Genomic DNA, 22,638 nt, shown 5'->3' with positions numbered 1-22,638 from the left:
GCCGGATCCATCAGCTTCGTGATCCTGCGGACACCCGTCTCCGGGTCCACGACGACCTTCATCTCCTCGTCGGCGAGGTCCTTCACCGTGTCCAGAGCAAGAATGATCCTCCTGCCCTCGCCCCGCGCCGCCAGCAGCGTCCGCTCCACGGAGACCGGGTGCACCGTGTCACCGTTCGCCAGGATCACGCCGTCCTTCAACGCCTCCCGGCCGCACCACAGCGAGTAGGCGTTGTTCCACTCCTCGGCCTTGTCGTTGTCGATCAGCGTGATCGACAGACCGTACTTCTCCTCCAGCGCCGCCTTCCGGTCGTACACGGCCTCCTTGCGGTAGCCGACGATCACGCCGACCTCCTTCAGGCCGATCTCCGCGAAGTTCCCCAGCGTCAGGTCCAGGACCGTGATCGAGTCCTCCGCCCCCTCCGGACCCACCGGCACCAGCGCCTTGGGCAGCGTGTCGGTGTAGGGACGCAGACGCCGTCCGGCGCCGGCCGCCAGCACGAGGCCGATCATGCGGGTTCTCCTTCATCGTGTACGGCGGGTGCCCCGGAGGACACCCAGAAACGGATGCTCTCGATGAGCACCAGCAGCGCCACGGCCACGGCGAGGACCGTGAGCGCGACCTTGAACTGTGCGGCGCCGAGCAGCGCGGCCAGGACGGTGACGAGCAGCGTCCTGCCCTCGTGCCCGCCGGTCGCCCGCACCAGCCATCGCGGCGGGGCACCGGCGTTTCCGCGGATGCGGTACACCGTGTCGTAGTGATGGTAGGCGACCGCGGCCACCAGTCCGAAAGCCGCCGGAAGGGCTCCGTTCACGTCCGCGCGGGCCGCGAGGAAGAGGACGGTGAGGTACTCCGCCGCGCGGTAGATCGGCGGAACCAGCCAGTCCAGGGCGCCTTTCAGGGGCCTGAGCAAGGCGGCCGGGGACAGCAGGACGTACACCGCGGCACCGAGGACCGGCCACCAGTCTCCGTAGGGGGCGAGTGCGGCGCAGATCACGACGATCGCCCCGGCGGCCAGGGCCACGGCGGCGGGCGCCCGGCCGGGGATCTGGCGGGCGGCGCGGGTCAGCAGCTCCGCGAGCGGTCCGGAGTCGGTGAGGTCGGCCAGGGCGCGCGCGGCGCGGTCGGTGCGGCGGGCCCTGCGGGTCAGCGAGCGCAGCACCCGGCCGGCGGTGGTGTAGGCGGCGGCGAAGGCGCAGCCCGCCAGCAGCGCGTAGAAGGTGATGCGGGGGGTCGTGAACGCCGTGAGCACGGCGATCATCGCCCAGCGCTCGCCGATGGGCAGCACGATCATCCGGCGCACCCAGACCGTCCAGCCGACGCTGTCGAGCCTGCCGGAGAGGGCGGCGGTGGGGCTGGTGTTGGCGGTGGCGTCGTGGTTCGCCTCGTTGAAGGAGAAGTCCACGACGTGCCGGCAGGTCTGGAGGACCATCGCGCCGAGGGCGAGGGCCCACACGTCGTCGCCGCCGCGGGCCGCGCCGAGCGCGAGGCCCGCGTAGTAGGCGTACTCCTTGGCGCGGTCGAAGGTCGCGTCCAGCCAGGCGCCGAGCGTGGAGTACTGCAGGGAGTAGCGGGCGAGCTGCCCGTCCGTGCAGTCCAGGACGAAGGAGAAGAGGAGGAGCAGTCCGGCGGCCACGTACCCGGGGCGCGTGCCGGTGGCGGCGCAGCCCGCGGCGATCAGCGCGGTGACGAGCGACGCGGTGGTGACCTGGTTCGGGGTCAGGCCGCGGCGGGCGCACCAGCGCGCGAGGTAGCGGGAGTAGGGGCTGATGCAGTAGGTGGTGAAGAAGCCGTCGCGGGCCTTGACCGCGCTGCGCAGCCGGACCGCCTCGTCGTCCACGGCGGAGACGGCCTGGCGGGCCTCGTTGCGCTCCTGCGGGTCGGCCGGGACGACGGCGACCAGGGTGCCGAGGTCCGGGCGGTGCACGGCGACGTCGTCGGCGTCGAGGGCCGCGGCGAGCCGGTGGGCGAGGTTCTCGGTGGTGACGGCGAGGCCGCCGCTCGCGGAGCTCTCCCGGGCCAGGGCCCGGGTCAGCGCTCGGCGCGCCTCGGGCTGCACGGACACCGCGCCGGGGAGCGCGGAGGCGGCGAAGCGGGGATCGGTGAGGCCCAGGCGCAGGGCGTGCCGGTGTCCCACGAACCGGGTGTCGACGACGGCGACCCGCTCACCGGCCGGCACCGCGGCGAGCAGGGTCTCGGTCTCACCCGCGTCGGAGGCGAGCCGCACGTCGAAGCCGAGCGACCGCAGATCGCCTTCGAGCGACGATCCGGGGACCGGCTGGCCGGTGAGGATGGCGGTCGACAGCGAACTCACTCCCTGGGTACCGGCGCGGCCTGGCGCCGGGCATGTGCGTGGTGGGAAGGCCCCCGGCCTGCGAGGCGGCCCGGGCGGCGTGTCGGCAGAGGCTATCGGATGAACGGAAGCCGGTGTTCACCGCCCGTTCACGGAGCGCTCGGCCGCCGCCGGGCCCGCCGTGCAGCGATCATCATCGGGGATCGCGGTCCCCGGCCACAAACCCGCGACCGCAGACCGGAGCATTCCCGGCATGCCGCCCGAGACCCCGCGCAGCCCCCGGAGCGGGGCAGGGCGGACACCGTCCGCGACCGGCATAGGGTGGGCGTCCATGACATGGCTGATCACCGGCGGAGCCGGATACATCGGGGCCCATGTGGCGCGGGCGATGGCGGAGGCCGGGGAGCGCGTCGTCGCCCTGGACGACCTCTCCTCCGGCGTCGCGGACCGGCTCCCGCCGGGCATCCCGCTCGTGCAGGGGTCGTCGCTGGACGGGGACCTGCTCAAGCGGGTCCTCGCCGAGCACGCGGTCACGGGTGTGGTGCACCTGGCGGCGCGCAAGCAGGTCGGCGAGTCGGTGGCCGAGCCGACGCGCTACTACCAGGAGAACGTGGGCGGCCTCGCCACGCTGCTGGAGGCGGTCGCCGGGGCGGGCGTACGGCGCTTCGTGTTCTCCTCGTCGGCCGCCGTCTACGGCAACCCCGACGCGGATCCGATCACGGAGGACACCGCCTGCGCCCCGATGAGCCCCTACGGCGAGACGAAGCTCGCCGGCGAGTGGCTGGTGCGGGCGGCGGGACGCGCGCACGGCATCGCGACCGTGTGCCTGCGCTACTTCAACGTGGCGGGCGCCGCCTCCCCCGAGCTGGCCGACACCGGCGTGTTCAACATCATCCCGATGGTGTTCGACCGGCTCACCCGGGGCGAGGCCCCGCGGATCTTCGGCGACGACTACCCGACCCCGGACGGCACCGCCGTCCGCGACTACCTCCACGTCTGCGACCTCGCCGAGGCGCACCTCGCCGCGGCCCGCCGGCTGACCGGCGGCGCGAGCGGCGACCTGACGGTGAACATCGGCAGCGGCCGGGGCGTCTCGGTGCGGGAGCTGATGGCCCTCGTCGCCGAGGTGACCGGCGACACCCGGCAGCCGGTGGTCGAGCCGCGCCGGCCCGGGGACGCGCCGCGCGCGGTGGCCTCGGCGGCCCTGGCGGGCGAGGAACTCGGCTGGAGCGCCCGGCGGGAGGTCGCCGAGATGGTCGAGTCGGCGTGGCGGGGCTGGCGGCACCACCATCGGGCAACCGGCGTCGGCTGATCGCGCCAAGGCTCTGACCTGCGTATCGTTTTCGCAGGTCAGAGCATATGACAACGGTGTTCAGTGCCGCGTTGCCCGGTGCCCGGTGCCCGTAGTTGACTGTGACGGCGGAACCGGTGTTCCGCCACGTTTTCGACGGTTTCGCAAGGCGACGCGGGAGGCGGCTTTCCATGGGGGCTGGGCACGACCACGGGCACGCGCACGGCGCTCCCCCGACGGGCACGGCGACGGCCGCGTACCGCGGGAGGCTGCGCGTCGCCCTGGGCATCACGCTCACCGTCATGGTCGTCGAGATCCTCGGCGGCCTGCTCGCCGACTCGCTGGCGCTGGTCGCGGACGCGGCGCACATGGCGACGGACGCGCTGGGGCTCGGGATGGCCCTGCTGGCGATCCACTTCGCCGGGCGTCCGGCCAGCCGCAACCGCACGTTCGGCCTGGCGCGCGCCGAGATCCTGGCGGCGCTCGCCAACTGCCTGCTGCTGCTCGTCGTCGGCGGCTACGTGCTCGTCGAGGCGATCCAGCGGTTCGTGACGCCCGCCGACACCCAAGGCGGCCTCGCCATCGTGTTCGGCGCGATCGGCCTGGTCGCCAACTCGGTGTCGCTGGTGCTGCTGATGCGCGGGCAGAAGGAGAGCCTGAACGTGCGCGGAGCCTTCCTGGAGGTCGCGGCCGACGCGCTGGGCTCGGTGGCGGTCATCGTCGCGGCCGTGGTCATCATGACCACGGGCTGGCAGGCCGCGGACCCCATCGCCTCGCTCGCGATCGCCCTGATGATCGTCCCGCGCACCTGGAAGCTGCTGCACGAGACGCTGGAGGTGCTGCTGGAGGCGGCTCCCAAGGGCGTCGACATGGCGGAGGTGCGCGCCCACATCCTGGCGCTCGACGGCGTCGAGGACGTGCACGACCTGCACGCCTGGACCATCACCTCGGGCATGCCGGTGCTCTCCGCGCACGTGGTCGTCAGCTCCGACGTGCTGAACGCGACGGGGCACGAGAAGGTGCTCCACGAACTCCAGGGCTGCCTGGGCGTCCACTTCGACGTGGAGCACTGCACCTTCCAGCTGGAGCCGGGCGGTCACGCGGAGCACGAGGCGAAGCTCTGCCACTGAGCGCTCCGCCCTCCTCCGTCGTCCCTCGACGCCCCGCGCTCCGCGCCACCCCGCCGCGGAGCGCGGGGCGGGACATGCGGAAGCCGCGAAGTGCCGGGAGTGCCGGTTTCGTACGGCAGACTTGGGACCCGAAGACCGATGCTAAGGATGGGTATGCCGATCACACCTGCCACCGCGACGCACACCTCGTCGAACGGCACCGTTGAACCGATCTTGCTGGAACTGGTCGACGAGGACGGCACCACGATCGGTACGGCGGAGAAGCTGGCCGCCCACCAGGCGCCCGGGCAGTTGCACCGGGCGTTCTCGGTGTTCCTCTTCGACGAGCAGGGCCGCCTGCTCCTCCAGCAGCGCGCCCACGGCAAGTACCACTCCCCCGGCGTCTGGTCCAACACCTGCTGCGGCCACCCCTCTCCGGGCGAGGCGCCGTTCGCCGCGGCGGCCCGGCGCACGTTCGAGGAGCTGGGCGTGTCGCCGACGCTGCTCGCGGAGGCGGGAACGGTCCGCTACAACCACCCGGACCCGGACTCGGGCCTGGTGGAGCAGGAGTACAACCACCTCTTCGTCGGCATGGTGCAGTCCGTACCGCGGCCCGACCCCGAGGAGGTCGCCTCGACGGCCTTCGTGACCGCCGCCGAGCTGGCCGAGCGGCACGCCGCGGACCCGTTCTCGGCGTGGTTCACGACCGTGCTGGACGCGGCCCGTCCGGCGGTCCGGGAGCTGACGGGCCCGTCCGCCGGCTGGTAGACCGGAGCGCTACACGACTCCGGGGGCGAGCGGCAGGGCGGCCCAGATCACCTTGCCGCCGCTCGCGGTGTGCTCGACGTCACACACGCCGCCAGCCTCCCGGGTGACCTCGCGCACCAGCAGCAGTCCCCGGCCGCCGGTCTGGCCGTGGTCGGCCTCCAGGGCGGTCGGACGGTAGGGATGGTTGTCCTCGACGGACACCCGGACCCACTCGGCTCCGACGGCCACCTCGACCGCGAGCATCGGCGACAGCAGCGCCGCGTGCCGGACCGCGTTCGTGACCAGTTCGGAAATGATCAGCAGCAGTCCCTGGACGACGTCGTCCGCGACCGGAACCCCCTGGCGCAGGAGCAGGTCGCGGACGGCGTGCCGGGCCTGCGGCACCGAGGCGTCGACCGCGGGCGCGGTGAACCGCCACACTCCCTCGTACGGCAGCGGGGCCGGCGTTGTGACGCCGGGAGTTCCGCCTCCGCCCTCGGGGGTCGGGCCGGCCCCCCGCCCGGCGTTCTCCATCGTCCGGTCGCCACCCTTGCGCTCGATTGTCACCACACGTCGAGTGTTGGTAACGCGCTGGTCCGTGCCGAAGAACTGAACAGAAGTCAGCTCCTATCGACGCCTTCCGACCGCCTGTGCTCGATGCTGTCGCTTCCACGACGCCTTCCGCTCCTTTCACGTCTCCTTCCGAACTCTTCGGCTTGTACGGGTATGTCCGGGAGGTGACCTGAATGACGCCCTCCCCCGCACGCCGCCTCCTACGGGCCCCGTGCCGCGCCGCGCCCCCCTTCCCCCGGCTGCCGGTCCACGCCGTCCGGACCGGTGCCGTCCGCACACCCCGGCACCCCTCCCGGCCGCCTCGGGGCGCCCGGCGGGCGGCGGATACCATCCGGCCCATGGAGCCCCAGCTGTCCCACCGGGTCGACGACGGCGTCGCCACCGTCGTGATCCACCACCCCGCCAAGCGGAACGCCATGACGACCGCCATGTGGCGGGCCCTGCCGCCCCTGCTGGACGCGCTGAACGGCCGCCGGGACGTGCACGCGCTGGTGCTCACCGGTGCCGGCGACACGTTCTGCGCGGGGGCCGACATCTCCACGCTGCGCCGGTCGCCGCAGGAGGCCCAGTCGCTCGCCGTGCTCGCCGAGGAGGCGCTCGCCGCGTTCCCGAAGCCGACGCTCGCCGCGGTCCGCGGCCACTGCGTGGGCGGAGGCGCCCAGTTGGCGGCGGCCTGCGACCTGCGGTTCGCCCAGGAGGGCGCACTGTTCGGCGTGACCCCGGCGAAGCTCGGCATCGTCTACCCGGCCTCCTCCACCCGCCGGCTGACCTCCCTGGTCGGCCCGTCCACCGCCAAGTACCTGCTCTTCTCCGGCGAGTTGATCGACACGCGGCGGGCCCTGCGCACCGGCCTGGTGGACGAGGTGCTGCCGGAGGGCGAACTCGACGAGCGCGTCCGGGACTTCACACGCACGCTGGCCACGCGCTCCCTGCTCACGCAGGCCGCCGCGAAGGAGTTCGCGGACGGGCGCACCGACCGGGACGCGCACTGGGCGGCCCAGGCGCTCGGCGGCGGCGACACCGCCGAGGGCGTCGCCGCCTTCCTGGAGCGCAGGCGGCCGCGGTTCACCTGGACCCCCTGAGCCCGCTCGCCCCGGCCGACCCGGCCGACCCGGTTCACGGCGTACCGACCAGTCGGTAAGGTGCCGGGTATGACCACTCCACTGCCGGAGCGCGCCGGGCGCCGCTGCCACAACGTCCTCAACCCGCTGCACTCGACGCACTACTTCTCGCCCGACCTGGGACGCGAGATGGCCGCCGTGGGCATCGCGGACGAGCGGGGCGCGTACTTCGCCGCGCGGGCCGCCGCGATGGGCGCCGTGGGCGCCGGCACGGTGACGGCGACGTTCTACAACTTCCGGCACACGCTGGTGGCCGAGCACGTGCCCGCCGTATGGGAGAAGGCCGCGCCGGAGACCGTCCTCGCGGCCCGCCTGCGGGCCGTGGACGCGACGCTGAGGCGGCTGCTCGGCGAGGACCTCGTCGCCTCTGAGGAGGTGGCCGAGGCCGCGCGGCTCGCCCTGCGCGCGGCGGAGGCCTGCGACCCGTCGGCCCGCGCCCTGTACGCGGCACACGCCGACCTCCCGGTGCCGAAGGCACCGCACCTGGCCCTGTGGCACGCGGCGACCCTGCTGCGCGAGCACCGCGGGGACGGCCACCTCGCCGCCCTGCTCGACGCCGGGCTGGACCCGGTGGAGGCCCTGGTGAGCCACACCGCGACCGGCAGGGGCATGGCACCGAAGTGGGCGCTGGGCACCCGCGGCTGGTCGCGGCAGGACTGGGAGGCGGCCTCCGGCCGGCTGCGCGAGCGCGGACTGCTGGACGAAGCGGGCGAGTTGACACCGGCGGGCGCGGCGCTGCGGCAGGACGTCGAGGCCCGCACGGACCGCCTGGACCTCGCCCCCTACGAGCACCTCGGCGCGGCCGGGGTGGAGCGGCTGACCGGGATCGTGAAGGGCCTGCTGACGACGGCGTTCGCCAACGGAGCCTTTCCCGCAGACATGATCGGCAAGAACTGAGGTACCCGGATGTCCCCGGTGATCGGTGCCGGGCGACGAAAGGGGAACGAGACATGCTGCGAGCCATAGCGGACGTCCTGCGTCAGATCGGCGGGGCGATCGCCACGGTCGTGACCCTGCCCTTCCGGGCCCTGGCCCGGCTGTTCGGCGGGGCGTCCGGCTCCGCACGGACCGGCAAGGCGTGACGCGGGGCGCCGCGGCCGGCTCCGGTCCGCGGCGCGCGAGCGCCCCGAGGCCGCCCTGATCCCCCGTTGTCGGCGTCACCTGCCACAATTGCCGCGCAACCCCAGTGGAGAAGGCGGTACGGGATCGTGACGACACCCCTCGTAGGGTCCATCGAAGGCAGGATCGCCGAGGAACTCGGCGTACGGGAGCGGCAGGTCAGAGCCGCCGTCGACTTGCTCGACGGCGGCTCGACCGTTCCCTTCATCGCCCGCTACCGCAAGGAAGCGACCGAGATGCTCGACGACGCGCAGCTGCGCACGCTCGAGGAGCGGCTGCGCTATCTGCGGGAGCTGGAGGAGCGGCGCGCCGCGATCCTCGACTCGGTGCGCGAGCAGGGCAAGCTCAGCGACGAGGTGGAGGCGCGGATCAGGGGCGCCGAGACCAAGGCGCGCCTGGAGGACATCTACCTCCCGTTCAAGCCCAAGCGGCGCACCAAGGCGCAGATCGCCCGCGAGGCCGGTCTGCAGCCGCTGGCCGACGGACTGCTCGGCGACCCGTCGGTGGAGCCGCTCGCGGCGGCCTCCGCCTTCGTCGACGCCGACAAGGGAGTCGCCGACCCGCAGGCGGCGCTCGACGGCGCCCGGGCCATCCTCACCGAGCGGTTCTCGGAGGACGCGGACCTCATCGGCGAGCTGCGCGAGCGGATGTGGGTGCGCGGCCGGCTGGCCGCGACGGTGCGGCCCGGCAAGGAGGAGTCGGGCGCCAAGTTCGCCGACTACTTCGACTTCGCTGAGCCCTTCAAGGAGCTGCCCTCGCACCGGGTCCTCGCGATGCTGCGCGGGGAGAAGGAGGAGGTGCTCGACCTCGTCCTGGAGCCCGAGGAGGCGACGGACGGCCCCTCGTCGTACGAGGGGATCGTCGCCCACCGCTTCGGGATCGCCGACCGCGGCCGTCCCGGCGACAAGTGGCTGACGGACACCGCGCGCTGGGCCTGGCGCACCCGCATCCTCGTGCACCTCGGGATCGACGTGCGGCTGCGGCTGCGCACCGCCGCGGAGGACGAGGCGGTGAACGTCTTCGCGGCCAACCTGCGGGACCTGCTGCTCGCCGCTCCGGCGGGCACGCGGGCGACGCTGGGCCTGGACCCCGGCTTCCGCACGGGGGTGAAGGTCGCCGTCGTGGACGCGACCGGCAAGGTCGTCGCCACGGACGTGATCCACCCGCACGTGCCGGCCAACCGCTGGGACGAGGCCCTCGCCAAGCTCGCCCGGCTCGCCGCCGAGCACGCGGTCGACCTGGTCGCGATCGGCAACGGCACGGCGTCCCGCGAGACCGACAAGCTCGCCGGGGAGCTGATCGCCCGGCACCCCGAGCTGAAGCTCACGAAGGTGATGGTGTCCGAGGCGGGGGCGTCGGTGTACTCCGCGTCGGCGTTCGCCTCGCAGGAACTGCCCGACATGGACGTGTCGTTGCGCGGTGCCGTCTCCATCGCCCGGCGCCTGCAGGACCCGCTGGCCGAACTCGTGAAGATCGACCCGAAGTCCATCGGTGTCGGCCAGTACCAGCACGACCTGTCCGAGGTGAAGCTGTCCCGGTCGCTGGACGCGGTGGTCGAGGACTGTGTGAACGGCGTCGGGGTGGACGTGAACACCGCGTCGGCCCCGCTGCTGGCGCGGGTCTCCGGCGTCACCTCCGGCCTGGCGGAGAACATCGTGGCGCACCGCGACGCGAACGGCCCCTTCACCTCGCGCAAGGCGCTCAAGAACGTCCCCCGGCTCGGCCCGAAGGCGTACGAGCAGTGCGCCGGGTTCCTGCGCATCCGGGGCGGCGACGACCCGCTGGACGCCTCCAGCGTGCACCCCGAGGCCTACCCCGTGGTGCGGCGGATGGTGAAGGCGGCGGGCGGCGAGGTCGCCTCGCTCATCGGCAACACGGGGGTGCTGCGTTCGCTGAAGCCCGCCGAGTACGTCGACGAGACGTTCGGTCTTCCGACCGTCACGGACATCATCCGGGAGCTGGAGAAGCCGGGGCGCGACCCGCGGCCGGCGTTCAGGACGGCCACCTTCAAGGACGGCGTCGAGAAGATCTCCGACCTGGAGTCCGGGATGGTGCTGGAGGGAGTCGTCACCAACGTGGCCGCGTTCGGCGCCTTCGTGGACGTCGGGGTCCACCAGGACGGGCTCGTGCACGTCTCCGCGATGTCCCGGACGTTCGTCAAGGACCCGCGGGACGTGGTCAAGCCGGGCGACATCGTCAAGGTGAAGGTCCTCGACGTCGACGTCCCGCGCAAGCGGATCTCGCTGACGCTGCGGCTGGACGACGAGGCGGCCGCCCCGGCGGCCGAGGGCTCGGAGCGGCCCCGGAAGGGCGGCGGGCGTCCGCCGCGGCAGCAGCGCCAGGGCGGCGGTCGCTCGGGCGCCGGCACCCGGCAGGCGCCCGCGCCCGCCAACAGCGCGATGGCGGACGCCCTGCGGCGTGCCGGACTGGGCGGCGCCCAGGGCGGCCGGCGGGGCTGAGACCGGGCCTCGGCGGCCGGCCGGCGGGGACTGGCCCGCCGGCCGGCCGGTCCGGTTCCCCCGGGTGCCGGCCGGCTCGGATCAGCGCTCGGTCACCTTGCCGTCGGCGACCTCCAGGCGGCGGGTGGTGCGCACGGCGTCCAGCATGCGGCGGTCGTGGGTGACCAGCAGCAGCGTGCCCGCGTAGGAGTCCAGGGCCGACTCCAGCTGCTCGATGGCGGGCAGGTCGAGGTGGTTGGTCGGCTCGTCCAGGACCAGCAGGTTGACGCCCCGGCCCTGGAGGAGGGCGAGGGCGGCGCGGGTGCGCTCGCCCGGGGAGAGGGTGGCCGCCGGGCGCAGCACGTGGTCCGCCTTGAGCCCGAACTTGGCGAGCAGGGTGCGCACGTCGGCGGGTTCGGCGTCCGGCACGGCTTCGCCGAAGGCGGCCATCAGCGACTCCGGGCCGTGGAAGAGCTTGCGGGCCTGGTCCACCTCGCCGACGACCACGCCGGAGCCGAGGACGGCGTGCCCGCCGTCGAGCGGGACCCGGCCGAGCAGGGCGCCCAGCAGGGTCGACTTGCCCGCTCCGTTGGCGCCGGTGACGGCGACCCGGTCCGCCCAGTCGATCTGGACGGTCGCCGGGCCGAAGGTGAACGCGCCGCGCCGCACCTCGGCGTCGCGCAGCGTGGCCACCACCGCGCCGGACCGGGGGGCCGCCGCGATCTCCATGCGCAGCTCCCACTCCTTGCGCGGCTCCTCGACGACGTCGAGACGCTCGATCATGCGCTGGGTCTGCCGGGCCTTGGCGGCCTGCTTCTCGCTGGCCTCGCTGCGGAACTTGCGGCCGATCTTGTCGTTGTCGCCGCCCGCCTTGCGCCGCGCGTTCTTGACGCCCTTGTCCATCCAGGAGCGCTGCATCTGGGCCCGGCCCTCCAGGGCGGCCCGCTTGTCGGCGTACTCCTCGTAGTCCTCGCGGGCGTGCCGGCGGGCGGTGTCGCGCTCCTCCAGATAGGCGGCGTAGCCGCCGCCGTACAGCGTGATCCGCTGCTGCGCCAGGTCGAGTTCGAGGACCTTGGTGACGGTGCGGGTGAGGAACTCGCGGTCGTGGCTGACCACGACCGTGCCCGCGCGCAGCCCGGAGACGAAGCGCTCCAGGCGCTCCAGCCCGTCCAGGTCCAGGTCGTTGGTCGGCTCGTCCAGCAGGAAGACGTCGTAGCGGGACAGCAGCAGGGAGGCGAGCTGGGCGCGGGCCGCCTGGCCACCGGACAGGGACGTCATGGGCTGGTCCAGGCCGACGCCGAGGCCGAGGGAGTCGGTGACCTCCGCGGCGCGCTCCTCCAGATCGGCTCCGCCGAGGCCGAGCCAGCGCTCCAGGCTCAGCGCGTAGGCGTCGTCGGCGCCGGGCGCGCCGTCCACCAGGGCCTGCGTCGCCGCGTCCATCGCCCGCTGGGCCTCGTCGACGCCGGTGCGGCGGGCCAGGAACTCCCCCACGGTCTCGCCCGCCCGGCGGTCCGGTTCCTGCGGCAGGTGCCCGACGGTCGCGGTCGGCGGGGAGAGCCGCAGTTCGCCGGAGTCCGGGGCGAGGAGGCCGGCGAGGAGGCGCAGCAGGGTGGACTTCCCGGCGCCGTTGGCGCCGACGAGCCCGATCACGTCCCCGGGCGCGACGACGAGGTCGAGTCCGGCGAAGAGGGAGCGGTCGCCGTGTCCGGCGGTGAGGTTCTTGGCGACGAGGGTGGCTGTCATCAGGGGGCGATTTTAACGGCCCCGCGCCGCCGCCGGCGCCGCCGGTCCGGACGCCCCCGCGACGGGTGGGGCCGGCGTCCCCGGCCGCCCGCGGACCGGGCCGGGGACGGGGTGCCCCCGGTGTCCCCTCGTCCGCTAGCGTCGCCGTATGGAGCAGGCCGGGAACGACGAGGTGATCGTGGTCGGCGGCGGGGTCGTCGGCCTGACGACGGCCGTGGTGCTGGCCGAGGCGGGACGCCGGGTCCGGGTGTGGACGCGGGAGCCCGCGGGGCGCACCACCTCGGCGGTCGCCGGAGCGCTGTGGTGGCCGTACCGGATCGCCCCGCGGGCGCTCGCCCGGACGTGGGCGCTGACCTCCCTCGCCGTCTACGAGGAGCTGGCGGAGCGGCCCGAGGAGACGGGGGTGCGCCTGGTCGACGGGGTGCTGGGCGGGACCTCCCTCGACGAGCTGGGCGACTGGGCGGCCCGGGTGCCGGGGCTGCGCGCGGCGACGGCGGACGAGTACCCGGGGACCGCGCTGCGCGCGCGGCTGCCGCTGATCGACATGCCCGTGCATCTGCGGCTGCTTCAGGACCGGCTGCTGCGGGCGGGCGGCGCGATCGAGGAGCGGACGGTGACGGACCTGGCCGGCGTGCGGGCCCCGGTGGTCGTCAACTGCACCGGGCTGGGCGCCCGTTCTCTCGTCCCGGACGCCTCCGTCAGGCCGGTCCGCGGGCAGCTCGTCCTCGTGGAGAACCCCGGCGTCCGGGACTGGATCGTCGCCACCGACCCGGTCGCGGGGACCACGGCGTACGTCTTCCCGCAGCCGGGCCGGCTGGTCCTCGGCGGCACCACCGACGAGGACGACTGGTCGCTCGCTCCCGACCCGGACGCGGCGGCGGCGATCGTCGGCCGGTGCGCGGCGCTGCGGCCCGAACTGGCCGGGGCGCGGGTGCTCGGCCACCGGGTGGGGCTGCGGCCGGTGCGGGACCGGGTCCGGCTGGAGCGCACGGAGCGGCCCGACGGGAGCGTGCTGGTGCACAACTACGGCCACGGGGGCGGCGGGGTCACGGTGGCCTGGGGCTGCGCGCGGGAGGCCGCGCGGCTCGCGGACCCGACCGCCGCCCGCTGAGGAGGAGGCGCGGGCCAGCCGCGCTCCCCCGGCGCCGGGTGCGCTCGGCTGCGACCGGGCGGCGAAGGCGGATTCCGGCGGCGGGTGGGGCGGAGGTCGCGAGACGGCCGAATGGCGATCGTGTGACGGGGGTGGCCGTGGACACGACGGGGAGCGCGGGGACTCAATGGGCTCCGGACCGACCTCACCGCCCCCCACGACTTGGAGCTCACGTGCACCGCAGACTCATCGTCCCGGGCGCCCTGGCCGCCTCCCTGCTGCTGGCGATCCCGGCGTCGGCGGCGGACCACGTCCCGGGAGCACCGGGCATCGGCGACCCCTACTACCCGGCGTACGGCAACGGCGGATACGACGTCTCCCACTACGACCTGCGGCTCACCTACCAGCCGCGCACGGACGAACTCGCGGGCACGGCGACCCTCCTGGCGACGACCACGCAGGACCTGTCCCGGTTCGATCTGGACTTCCTGCTCGACGTGAGCGAGGTACGGGTCAACGGCGCGAAGGCGTCCTTCGCCACCTCCGGCGAGCACGAACTGGAGATCACCCCGGCCCGGCCGCTCGCCGAGGGCACGCCGATGACGGTCGTCGTCCGCTACAGCGGCGTGCCGTCCACGAAGTCGGCGTACGGCTTCTCCACCTGGCACCGGACGCCGGACGGCGCCGTCGCGGCGGACGAGCCGGAGTCGGCGTGGTGGTGGTTCCCGAGCAACGACCACCCGCTCGACAAGGCGACGTTCGACGTGTCGGTCGCCGTCCCGGACGGCACCCAGGCCATCTCCAACGGCACGCTCCAGTCGACGAGTTCACGGCTGGGCTGGACCCGCTACACCTGGCGGTCGAACAAGCCGCAGGCCACCTACCTCACCACGCTCGCGGTCGGCAGGTTCGACATCACGACCGGCACGTCCGAGGGCGGCGTGCCGGTCCTCAACGCCTACAGCAAGGACCTCGGCGACAACGCCGGGGCGGCCCGCGCCGGTGTGGAGCGCACCGGCGAGCTGGTCGACTGGCTGAGCGGCTACTTCGGGCCGTATCCGTTCGCCTCCGCGGGCGGCTACGTCCCCGCCACCACGACGGGGTACGCGCTGGAGACGCAGACGCGGGTGTACTACAGCCCGCGGCAGTTCGCCAACGGCTCCAACACCTCCGTGGTGGTGCACGAGCTGGCGCACCAGTGGTACGGCGACGACGTGTCCCTCAAGGGCTGGAAGGACATCTGGATCAACGAGGGCTTCGCGCGGTACGCGCAGTGGCTCTGGTCGGAGCACGAAGGGGAGGGCACCGCGCAGGAGCTGGCGGACTACACGTACGCCTCCCATCCGGCGGGCGACGCGTTCTGGACGGTGGCGCCGGGCGACCCCGGGCCGGAGAACCAGTTCGACGCGGCCGTGTACGACCGGGGCGCGCTGGCGGTGCAGGCGCTGCGCAACGCGATCGGCGACGACGCCTTCTTCGCCGTGCTGAAGGGGTGGCCGAAGGAGCACGCGTACGAGAACGCCTCGGTCGGCGACTTCCGGACGTTCGCCGAGCGGGTGTCCGGACGGTCCCTCGGCGCGCTGTTCGACACCTGGCTCTTCCAGCCGTCGAAGCCCGCGGCGCCGGCGGCGCGGAGCGCCGGCCTCGCCCGGTCCGCCGGGGCGGGCGAGGCTTCGGTGCGACGGCCCGCGTCGTGGGGGCGGATCGCGGCGACCGACTCGGTCCACGCGGGCACGGCTCGCTCCCGCTGAGGGCGCCCCGGCCGGGCCCGGGCACGGGGCGGGGCTCTCACGCCCCCGCCCGGTGCTCCGGCTCGGCGGTCACGGAGCGCAGCCGGTCCGGGCCGACCGGCTCGACACGGGTCGACGGCACCGTGCACGCGTGGGCGCCGGCCACCGTGCCGTAGCGGGCGCAGCGGTGGAGGGGCTCTCCGGACAGCCGGCCGTAGAGGAACGCGGCGGCGAACGCGTCCCCGGCCCCGTTGGAGTCGACGACGGGCGCCGGGGGCACCGCCGCGGGCACGTGCACCAGCTCGTCCCCGGCCAGCAGGTACGCGCCCTCGGCTCCGGCCGTGGCGACGACCGCCTCGGCCCGGCCCCGCTCCCTGACGTGCCGCATGGTCCGCTCGGGATCGGCGAGGGCCGCGGTGGAGACGAAGACGATGTCCGCGGCGTACGCGAACGGCTCGTGGTAGGGGTTCTCGCCGTCCCAGTCGTGCAGGTCGGTCGACACGGTGACCCCGGCGTCCCGGAGGGCCGGCAGGGCGTGGGCGCAGGGGTGGGTGATGGAGACGTGGGCGTGCCGGCTCCGCCCGGCCAGCTCGCGGACGGTCTCGTCCGGGAGCCGGTCGGCGTCCCGGGAGCGGGTGTCGTCGTAGAGGGACAGGCGGCGCCCGTCGGGGCCGACGAGGTTGACGGCGCGCTTGGTGCCGGCGGGCTGCGGGACCGCCGTGAGCGGGATGCCCCGGTCGCGGTGCAGGGCCCGGACGAGATCGCCCTCCGGGTCGTCGCCGACCAGGTCGAGGTGGTGGGTGCGCAGGCCCAGCGCGTGCAGGCCGAGGGCGACGAAGTCGCCGGTCTGTCCGGCCCGCGTCTCGATCCCGGGGCGCACCATCAGGCTGTCGGCGTGCCGAAGGGGCAGTTCGGGCACGTACACGATGGTGTCCACGCCCGCCCCGCCGAGGACGAGGACGTCGATGTCGCGGCTCATGACCCTCCCGGTCGGATGCGGGCAGCGAGTCAAGCAGGCCCGCGCCGCCGCCGCAAGGAGTTGCGCAAGGCGCAGCAACTCCTTGCGGGGGGCTTCGGTGGAGGAGCCGGTCGCCGGGGCCGCCCGGTCCGCACCGGGCGGCCCCGAACCGCGGTCTAGCGGGTGAGGTCGGTCAGCTCCTCGTCGCGGGCCTTGGCGACCCGGCGGCGGACCCCGAACCAGCCCGCGACGAGCAGCACGGCGATCAGCGGAACGAGCAGGAGGGTCTTGCGGCCCACGTCGGGGTCGTTGCCCATCAGGCCGAGGACGGCCAGCAGGAAGGCGATGGTGACGATCTCGGTCACCGGGCTGCCGCGCAGCCGGAACGACGGGCGGGTCACCAGGCCCTCCTTCGCGCGGCGGACGAACACCAGATGACAGACCATGATGATCACCCAGGTGCTGATGATGCCGAGGGACGCCACGTTCAGGACGATCTCGAAGGCCCGGCTCGGCACCAGGTAGTTCAGGACGACTCCGAGCACGCACACCGCGCAGGTGAGCAGGATGCCGCCGTAGGGGACCTGGCTGCGGTTCATCCGGGCGGTGAACCGGGGCGCCGATCCCGCCATGGCCATCGAGCGCAGGATGCGGCCGGTGGAGTAGAGGCCGGAGTTCAGCGACGACATGGCGGCGGTGAGGACGACGAGGTTCATGACGTCACCGGCCGCGGGCAGGCCGATCTTCGACAGGACGGTGACGAAGGGGCTCTGGTCGGCCGAGTACACCGAGCCGGGCAGCAGCAGTGCCAGCAGCACCACGGAGCCGACGTAGAAGAGGCCCACGCGCCACATGATCGAGTTCACCGCGCGCGGGACGACCTTCTCCGGCTCCTCGGTCTCGCCGGCGGCGACACCGACCAGTTCGAGCGCGGCGTACGCGAAGATCACGCCCTGCATCACGAGGACCACCGGCATCACCCCGTGCGGCAGGAGCCCTCCGTGGTCCGTGACGAGTCCCGGGCCGGGGACGTGGCCGCCGACCTCGTGCCGGGTGGCGAGCAGGAACACGCCGATCAGCATGAAGCCGACGAGGGTGGCGACCTTGACGACGGAGAACCAGAACTCCATCTCGCCGAAGATCTTCACCGAGATCAGGTTCACGGCGAGCACCACGGCGAGCGCCGCCAGGGCCAGCACCCACTGCGGGATGTCGGTGAACAGGCTCCAGTAATGGGTGTAGAGCGCGATCGCGGTGATGTCGGCGATGCCGGTCGTCGACCAGTTCAGGAAGTACATCCAGCCGGCGACGTAGGCGCCCTTCTCGCCGAGGAACTCCCGCGCGTAGGAGACGAACGACCCGGAGGAGGGCCGGTAGAGGACGAGTTCGCCGAGGGCGCGGACCACGAGGAACGCGAAGGCGCCGCAGACCAGGTAGGCGAGGGCGAGCGCGGGGCCCGCGTCGCGCAGGCGGCCTCCGGCGCCGAGGAAGAGCCCCGTGCCGATCGCGCCGCCGATGGCGATCATGTTGACGTGGCGGGCCTTGAGGCCCTTGCTGTAACCGGCGTCGCCCGCGTCGGCGGGCGACGGGGCCGCTTCGGTGCGGGAGGCGGCCCCGGCCGTGTCTACGGCGTCCTTGCTCACGGGTGTGGATCTACCTTCTGGTGCGCCCGGCGCACGGGGTGCGCGGGTTTTCCGGATGTGCCCGGCCCGCGCCCGCCCCGGAGGGACGTGCGGACCACGTCGCCGCCTTCCCGGGACGATCACCTCTTATGCGGTGTCACGTGTCACACCAGGCATCTCTCACCGAACGCCCACACCGTGCGCACGACGTGCGCGGTGTGCGGGCGTCCGCGCCGGCCGGTGGCGGCCGGCGAGGGCGCGGACCGGCCCGGTGTCACCCGCTCGCTCGCGCGGGTGCCTTCCCGGATCGGCGCCGGCCCCGCGGCCTGCGGAGGGCGACCGCGGACGCGGTCTCCCCGGCTCCGCGCGGGCCGCGCCCCGTCGGCGGGGCGGGGCGGGCGCTTTCACCCCACCGGTGGGACAGCAATACTGTTGCACCGCGCGATCACCGGTCCGCCGGCGCGCGGCACCAGGCGAGAGGCGAGGACCTGCGATGACGACGGACACCGGGGAGCCGGCGCTCACGGTCGACGAACTGGCCGCGCGGGCGGGCGTCACGGTCCGCTTCTACAGCGCCCGGGGGCTGCTCCCGCCCCCGGAGATCGGGCCCCGGCGGGTCGGACGGTACAGCAGGGAGCACCTCGCGCGGCTCGCGCTCATCGAGGAGTTGCAGCGGCGCGGCATGACGCTGGCCGCGATCGAGCGGCACCTCACGCAGCTGCCGCCCGGTCTCAGCGCGCACGATCTGGCCATCCACCGCGCCGTGGTGGCCTCCTGGGCGCCCGCCGCCACGGAGGAGGTCGGCCGCGAGGAACTGGAGCGGCGGGCCGGGCGCGCCCTGGGCGAGGAGGACCTGGACCGGCTCGCCGCCCTGGGCGTCGTCGAGCGGGCGGACGGGCGGCTGCGGCTGGACCCGGGGCTGCTGCGGCTCGGCGTGGAACTCCTGGACGTGCCGCTCGCGCACGAGACGATCCTCGCCGCGCGGACCGTCCTGCTGGAGCATTCGCGGGCGGCGGCGCACGAGTTGTCCGCCTTGCTGAGGGAGGCGGTCGGCGAGCGCGAGTCCGTGGCGGCCGTGAAGTCGCTGTCGGCGCACATGCAGCCGCTGGTGGTGCAGGCCCTGCTCACCACCTTCCAGCGGTCGCTGAAGGAGGAACTGCGCGAGTGGCTCAAGGAGCCCTGACCGCCGGTCCGGCCGCGGCCCGCGCCGAGGGCTCCCGCGGACCCGGCGCACACCCGGGGCGGGTGGCCGGTACGGACCCCGCCCCGGGCGTCTCCCCCGCGGCCCGGGGTGGGGCGTGGCCCGCGACGCGGGCCACGCCCCACCCGGTGAGCCCGCGCGGGATCAGGCCGCGTCGGTGAACCGCTCGCCCTTCTCCGCCTTCTCGACGAGCAGCGCGGGCGGGGTGAACCGGTCGCCGTAGCGCTCGGCCAGTTCCCGCGCGCGGGCCACGAAGCCGGCCGGGCCGGTGCCCGCGGCGCCCTCGTAGCCGTTGACGTACTGGAGCACCCCGCCGGTCCAGCCGGGGAAGCCGATGCCGAGGAGGGAGCCGATGTTGGCGTCGGCGACCGACGTCAGGACGCCCTCCTCCAGCAGCCGGACGGTGTCCAGCGCCTCGGCGAAGAGCATCCGCTCCTTCATGTCCTCGAACGGGATGGTGTGTCCCGCCGTCGTGAAGTGCTCGCGCAGCCCCGGCCACAGCCTGCCGCGGGCGCCGTCCTGCCCGTACTCGTAGAAGCCGGCGCCGCCGCTGCGCCCGGTGCGCCCGAACTCCTCGACCATGCGGTCGACGACGGCCTCCGCAGGGTGGGCCTGCCAGGTGCCGCCCGCCTCCTCGACGGCCCGCTGCGACTCCTTGCGGATCTTGCGCGGCAGGGTCAGCGTCAGCTCGTCCATCAGGGAGAGCACCTTCGCGGGGTAGCCGGCCTGGGCGGCGGCCTGCTCGACCGAGGCGGGCTCGATGCCCTCGCCGACCATCGCGACGCCCTCGTTGATGAACTGCCCGATGACGCGGGAGGTGAAGAAGCCGCGCGCGTCGTTGACCACGATCGGCGTCTTGTCGATCTGCCGGACGAGGTCGAAGGCGCGGGCCAGCGCCGCGTCGCCGGTGCGCTCCCCCCTGATGATCTCGACGAGGGGCATCTTGTCGACGGGCGAGAAGAAGTGCAGCCCGATGAAGTCCTCCTGCCGCTCGACGCCCTCGGCGAGCGCGGTGATCGGCAGGGTGGAGGTGTTGGAGCAGAGCAGGGCGTCCGGTTCGACGATGCCCTGGATCTCCTGGAACACCTTGTGCTTGAGCGAGGTGTCCTCGAAGACGGCCTCGATCACCGCGTCGCAGCCCGCGAGGTCGTGCGGGTCGGCGGTGGGGGTGATCCGGGCGAGCAGCGCGTCGGCCTTCTCCCGGGTGGTGCGGCCCCGGGAGACGGCCTTGTCGCACAGCTTCTCCGAGTACGCCCGGCCCTTGGCCGCCGCCTCGATCGTCACGTCCTTCAGGACGACGTCGATGCCCGCGCGGGCGCACGCGTAGGCGATGCCCGCGCCCATCATCCCGGCGCCGAGCACCGCGGCCTTGCGGACCGGTCGCGGTTCGACGCCCCGGGGCCGGTTGGCGCCGGAGTTGACGGCCTGGAGGTCGAAGAAGAACGCCTGGATCATGTTCTTCGAGGTCTGGCCGGTGACCAGTTCGGTGAAGTAGCGGCCCTCGATGACCTGGGCCGTCTCGAAGTCCACCTGGGAGCCCTCGACGGCCGCGGCGAGGATGTTGCGCGGGGCCGGGTAGGGCGCTCCGCCGAGCTGCTTGCGCAGGTTCGCCGGGAAGGCCGGCAGGTTCGCGGCGAACTTCGGGTTGGCGGGGGTGCCGCCGGGGATGCGGTGGCCCGGCTCGTCCCAGGGCTGCCGCGACTCGGGGTGGGCGTCGATGAAGGCGTGCGCGCGGGCGAGCATCTCCTCGCGGGTGGCGGCCACTTCGTGGACGAGGCCGTTCTCCAGGGCGCGCCGCGGCGTGTACCGGGTGCCCTGGAGCAGCACCTTCAGCAGGGCGTCGGCGATGCCCATGAGGCGGACGGTGCGGGTGACGCCGCCGCCTCCGGGCAGCAGCCCGAGGGTGACCTCGGGCAGACCGATCCTGGAACCGGGGGCGTCGAGGGCGATCCGGTGGTGGGAGGCCAGGGCGATCTCGTAACCGCCGCCGAGGGCCGCTCCGTTGAGGGCCGCCACGACGGGCTTGCCGAGCGTCTCGATGCGGCGCAGCGCGGACTTGACGGCGGCGCCGCCCTCGAAGACCTCGCGCGCGTCCCCGGGGCCGGCCTGGACGAGGTCCCTGAGGTCGCCGCCGGCGAAGAAGGTCTTCTTGGCGGAGGTGTAGATGATGCCGCGGATGGAGTCCTTCTCGGCCTCGGCGCGTTCGGCGACCGCCGCGATCGAGTCCTTGAAGGCCCGGTTCATGGTGTTGGCGGACTGGTCGGGGTCGTCGAGGACGAGGGTGACGACGCCGGTCTCGTCCTGTTCCCAGCGGATGGTGGTGGGCTCAGTGCTCATCAGGGGATGCTCCGTAGATCCGTGATCCGTTGGGAAGGTCAGACGCGCTCGACGACGGTGGCGATGCCCATGCCGCCGCCCACGCACAGGGTGGCGAGGCCGTACCGCTTGTCCTGGCGCTCCAGCTCGTCGACGAGGGTGCCGAGGATCATCGCGCCGGTGGCGCCGAGCGGGTGGCCGAGCGCGATGGCGCCGCCGTTGACGTTGACCTTGTCCAGGGACAGGCCCATGTCCTTCACGAAGCGCAGGACGACGGCGGCGAACGCCTCGTTGATCTCGACGAGGTCGATGTCGTCGATGGTCAGGCCCGCCTTGGCGAGCGCCTTGCGGGTGGCGGGCGCGGGCCCCGTGAGCATGATGGTCGGCTCGGAGCCGGAGACGGCGGCGGAGACGATCCGGGCCCGCGGGGTGAGGCCGCCCCGCTCGCCGGCCTCGCGGGAGCCGATGGCGACGAGGGAGGCGCCGTCGACGATGCCGGAGGAGTTCCCGGCGTGGTGGACGTGGTCGATGGCCTCGACCCAGTGGTACTTCTGGAGCGCCACGGCGTCGAAGCCGCCCAGTTCGCCGATGTCGGCGAACGACGGCTTCAGCCGGGCGAGGGAGTCGGCGGTGGTCCCCGGGCGCGGGAACTCGTCGTGGTCGAGGACGGTGAGTCCGCTGCGGTCCAGGACGGGGACGACCGAGCGCTCGAAGCGGCCGTCCTTGACGGCCGCGGCGGCACGTTCCTGGGAGAGGGCGGCGTACTCGTCCACGTCGCGGCGGGAGAAGCCCTCGATGGTGGCGATGAGGTCGGCGCCGATGCCCTGCGGGACGAAGTTGGTGTCCAGGTTGGTCATCGGGTCGGCGAACCAGGCGCCGCCGTCCGAGGCCATCGGCACCCGGGACATCGACTCCACGCCGCCCGCGAGGACCAGGTCCTCCCAGCCGGAGCGGACCTTCATCGCGGCCAGGTTGACGGCCTCCAGGCCCGAGGCGCAGAAGCGGTTCTCCTGGACGCCGGCGACCGTGTCGGGCAGCCCGGCGGCGATCGCGGCGATGCGGGCGATGTCGGAGCCCTGGTCGCCGACCGGGCCGACGACGCCGAGCACGATGTCGTCGATGGCGGCCGGGTCCAGGCCCGGGAAGCGCCGCTGCACCTCGTGGATGAGCCCGACGACCAGGTCGACGGGCTTGGTGCCGTGCAGGGCGCCGTTCTGCTTGCCGCGGCCGCGCGGGGTGCGGATCGCGTCGTACAGGTACGCTTCGGTGCTCACTGGTAAGCCTTTC

General features: G+C 73.8%; 18 protein-coding genes. 10 read left to right on the top strand and 8 right to left on the bottom strand.

The features are described 5' to 3' along the window. Both ACGFS9_RS29005 and ACGFS9_RS29000 read right to left on the bottom strand, forming a co-directional pair. On the bottom strand, positions 1–512 hold a 512-nt coding region (locus ACGFS9_RS29005), incomplete at its 3' end, for a sugar phosphate nucleotidyltransferase (RefSeq protein WP_393257185.1). Further along, on the bottom strand, positions 509–2,305 hold the full coding sequence (locus ACGFS9_RS29000; protein ID WP_393257188.1) for a DUF5941 domain-containing protein: 1,797 nt from the start codon (positions 2,303–2,305) through the stop codon (positions 509–511). The genes ACGFS9_RS29005 and ACGFS9_RS29000, both read right to left, overlap by 4 nt. 319 nt (positions 2,306–2,624) lie before the next feature. Between ACGFS9_RS29000 and galE the strand changes: the two genes are divergently transcribed. From galE to idi, 3 genes are all read left to right on the top strand, one after another. Continuing rightward, positions 2,625–3,605 (top strand): UDP-glucose 4-epimerase GalE, encoded by a 981-nt coding sequence (galE, locus tag ACGFS9_RS28995; RefSeq protein ID WP_393257184.1) that lies wholly within the window; start codon positions 2,625–2,627, stop codon positions 3,603–3,605. A gap of 170 nt (positions 3,606–3,775) precedes the next feature. Beyond that, the gene (locus tag ACGFS9_RS28990; RefSeq protein WP_393257183.1) at positions 3,776–4,714 is read left to right on the top strand and encodes a cation diffusion facilitator family transporter; all 939 of its coding nucleotides are present in this window, start codon (positions 3,776–3,778) and stop codon (positions 4,712–4,714) included. A gap of 153 nt (positions 4,715–4,867) precedes the next feature. Further along, on the top strand, positions 4,868–5,461 hold the full coding sequence (idi, locus tag ACGFS9_RS28985; RefSeq protein ID WP_393257182.1) for an isopentenyl-diphosphate Delta-isomerase: 594 nt from the start codon (positions 4,868–4,870) through the stop codon (positions 5,459–5,461). 9 nt (positions 5,462–5,470) lie between these two features. On the opposite strand, the gene ACGFS9_RS28980 is transcribed toward idi, so the two are convergent. Continuing rightward, the gene (locus ACGFS9_RS28980) at positions 5,471–5,974 is read right to left on the bottom strand and encodes an ATP-binding protein (RefSeq protein ID WP_393257187.1); all 504 of its coding nucleotides are present in this window, start codon (positions 5,972–5,974) and stop codon (positions 5,471–5,473) included. Positions 5,975–6,351: 377 nt separating this feature from the next. Here ACGFS9_RS28980 and ACGFS9_RS28975 point away from each other — a divergent pair, with 377 nt between their 5' ends. From ACGFS9_RS28975 to ACGFS9_RS28960, 4 genes are all read left to right on the top strand, one after another. Continuing rightward, positions 6,352–7,095 carry an enoyl-CoA hydratase/isomerase family protein gene (locus tag ACGFS9_RS28975; protein WP_393257181.1) on the top strand — a complete coding sequence of 248 codons (744 nt, stop codon included), beginning with the start codon at positions 6,352–6,354 and terminating at the stop codon, positions 7,093–7,095. A gap of 69 nt (positions 7,096–7,164) precedes the next feature. Continuing rightward, the gene (locus tag ACGFS9_RS28970) at positions 7,165–8,031 is read left to right on the top strand and encodes a hypothetical protein (protein ID WP_393257180.1); all 867 of its coding nucleotides are present in this window, start codon (positions 7,165–7,167) and stop codon (positions 8,029–8,031) included. Positions 8,032–8,084: 53 nt separating this feature from the next. Further along, on the top strand, positions 8,085–8,216 hold the full coding sequence (locus ACGFS9_RS28965) for an LPFR motif small protein (protein ID WP_393257179.1): 132 nt from the start codon (positions 8,085–8,087) through the stop codon (positions 8,214–8,216). A 126-nt stretch (positions 8,217–8,342) separates the two neighbouring features. Beyond that, positions 8,343–10,712 (top strand): Tex family protein, encoded by a 2,370-nt coding sequence (locus ACGFS9_RS28960; protein WP_393257178.1) that lies wholly within the window; start codon positions 8,343–8,345, stop codon positions 10,710–10,712. Positions 10,713–10,793: 81 nt separating this feature from the next. Here ACGFS9_RS28960 and ACGFS9_RS28955 read toward each other — a convergent pair whose 3' ends face one another. Next, positions 10,794–12,434: an ABC-F family ATP-binding cassette domain-containing protein gene (locus ACGFS9_RS28955; protein ID WP_393257177.1), complete on the bottom strand. Its 1,641-nt coding sequence runs from the start codon at positions 12,432–12,434 to the stop codon at positions 10,794–10,796. Between the two features lie 148 nt (positions 12,435–12,582). Here ACGFS9_RS28955 and ACGFS9_RS28950 point away from each other — a divergent pair, with 148 nt between their 5' ends. Both ACGFS9_RS28950 and ACGFS9_RS28945 read left to right on the top strand, forming a co-directional pair. Beyond that, a complete protein-coding gene (locus tag ACGFS9_RS28950) occupies positions 12,583–13,545 on the top strand; it encodes an FAD-dependent oxidoreductase (protein ID WP_393257176.1) in 963 nt (320 codons plus the stop codon). A 212-nt stretch (positions 13,546–13,757) separates the two neighbouring features. Next, the gene (locus ACGFS9_RS28945; protein ID WP_393257175.1) at positions 13,758–15,275 is read left to right on the top strand and encodes a M1 family metallopeptidase; all 1,518 of its coding nucleotides are present in this window, start codon (positions 13,758–13,760) and stop codon (positions 15,273–15,275) included. Positions 15,276–15,312: 37 nt separating this feature from the next. Here the strand turns inward: ACGFS9_RS28945 and ACGFS9_RS28940 are convergent, their stop codons facing one another. Continuing rightward, positions 15,313–16,233 carry a PfkB family carbohydrate kinase gene (locus tag ACGFS9_RS28940; protein ID WP_393257174.1) on the bottom strand — a complete coding sequence of 307 codons (921 nt, stop codon included), beginning with the start codon at positions 16,231–16,233 and terminating at the stop codon, positions 15,313–15,315. Between the two features lie 155 nt (positions 16,234–16,388). Beyond that, a complete protein-coding gene (locus ACGFS9_RS28935) occupies positions 16,389–17,855 on the bottom strand; it encodes an amino acid permease (protein WP_393257173.1) in 1,467 nt (488 codons plus the stop codon). A 472-nt stretch (positions 17,856–18,327) separates the two neighbouring features. Between ACGFS9_RS28935 and ACGFS9_RS28930 the strand changes: the two genes are divergently transcribed. Beyond that, complete coding sequence (locus ACGFS9_RS28930) at positions 18,328–19,017, top strand: MerR family transcriptional regulator (RefSeq protein WP_393257172.1); 690 nt, start codon at positions 18,328–18,330, stop codon at positions 19,015–19,017. Positions 19,018–19,179: 162 nt separating this feature from the next. Here the strand turns inward: ACGFS9_RS28930 and ACGFS9_RS28925 are convergent, their stop codons facing one another. Next, positions 19,180–21,372 carry a 3-hydroxyacyl-CoA dehydrogenase NAD-binding domain-containing protein gene (locus tag ACGFS9_RS28925; RefSeq protein ID WP_393257171.1) on the bottom strand — a complete coding sequence of 731 codons (2,193 nt, stop codon included), beginning with the start codon at positions 21,370–21,372 and terminating at the stop codon, positions 19,180–19,182. A 38-nt stretch (positions 21,373–21,410) separates the two neighbouring features. Next, a complete protein-coding gene (locus tag ACGFS9_RS28920; protein WP_393257170.1) occupies positions 21,411–22,625 on the bottom strand; it encodes an acetyl-CoA C-acetyltransferase in 1,215 nt (404 codons plus the stop codon). Positions 22,626–22,638: the final 13 nt, after the last annotated feature.

The sequence above is a fragment of the Streptomyces sp. NPDC048566 genome, from assembly GCF_043199735.1.
Taxonomy (GTDB): Bacteria; Actinomycetota; Actinomycetes; order Streptomycetales; family Streptomycetaceae; genus Streptomyces.
The sequence above is the reverse complement of the archived record's forward strand: the minus strand, read 5'-3'. Positions and strand labels throughout refer to the sequence as shown.

What these genes read in the sequence shown, in the direction of transcription:
- galE (WP_393257184.1), top strand. Translation starts at nt 2,625, where the DNA reads ATGACATGGCTGATCACCGGCGGAGCCGGATACATCGGGGCCCATGTG.
- ACGFS9_RS28990 (WP_393257183.1), top strand. Translation starts at nt 3,776, where the DNA reads ATGGGGGCTGGGCACGACCACGGGCACGCGCACGGCGCTCCCCCGACG.
- idi (WP_393257182.1), top strand. Translation starts at nt 4,868, where the DNA reads ATGCCGATCACACCTGCCACCGCGACGCACACCTCGTCGAACGGCACC.
- ACGFS9_RS28980 (WP_393257187.1), bottom strand. Translation starts at nt 5,974, where the DNA reads ATGGAGAACGCCGGGCGGGGGGCCGGCCCGACCCCCGAGGGCGGAGGC.
- ACGFS9_RS28975 (WP_393257181.1), top strand. Translation starts at nt 6,352, where the DNA reads ATGGAGCCCCAGCTGTCCCACCGGGTCGACGACGGCGTCGCCACCGTC.
- ACGFS9_RS28970 (WP_393257180.1), top strand. Translation starts at nt 7,165, where the DNA reads ATGACCACTCCACTGCCGGAGCGCGCCGGGCGCCGCTGCCACAACGTC.
- ACGFS9_RS28965 (WP_393257179.1), top strand. Translation starts at nt 8,085, where the DNA reads ATGCTGCGAGCCATAGCGGACGTCCTGCGTCAGATCGGCGGGGCGATC.
- ACGFS9_RS28955 (WP_393257177.1), bottom strand. Translation starts at nt 12,434, where the DNA reads ATGACAGCCACCCTCGTCGCCAAGAACCTCACCGCCGGACACGGCGAC.
- ACGFS9_RS28950 (WP_393257176.1), top strand. Translation starts at nt 12,583, where the DNA reads ATGGAGCAGGCCGGGAACGACGAGGTGATCGTGGTCGGCGGCGGGGTC.
- ACGFS9_RS28940 (WP_393257174.1), bottom strand. Translation starts at nt 16,233, where the DNA reads ATGAGCCGCGACATCGACGTCCTCGTCCTCGGCGGGGCGGGCGTGGAC.
- ACGFS9_RS28930 (WP_393257172.1), top strand. Translation starts at nt 18,328, where the DNA reads ATGACGACGGACACCGGGGAGCCGGCGCTCACGGTCGACGAACTGGCC.
- ACGFS9_RS28925 (WP_393257171.1), bottom strand. Translation starts at nt 21,372, where the DNA reads ATGAGCACTGAGCCCACCACCATCCGCTGGGAACAGGACGAGACCGGC.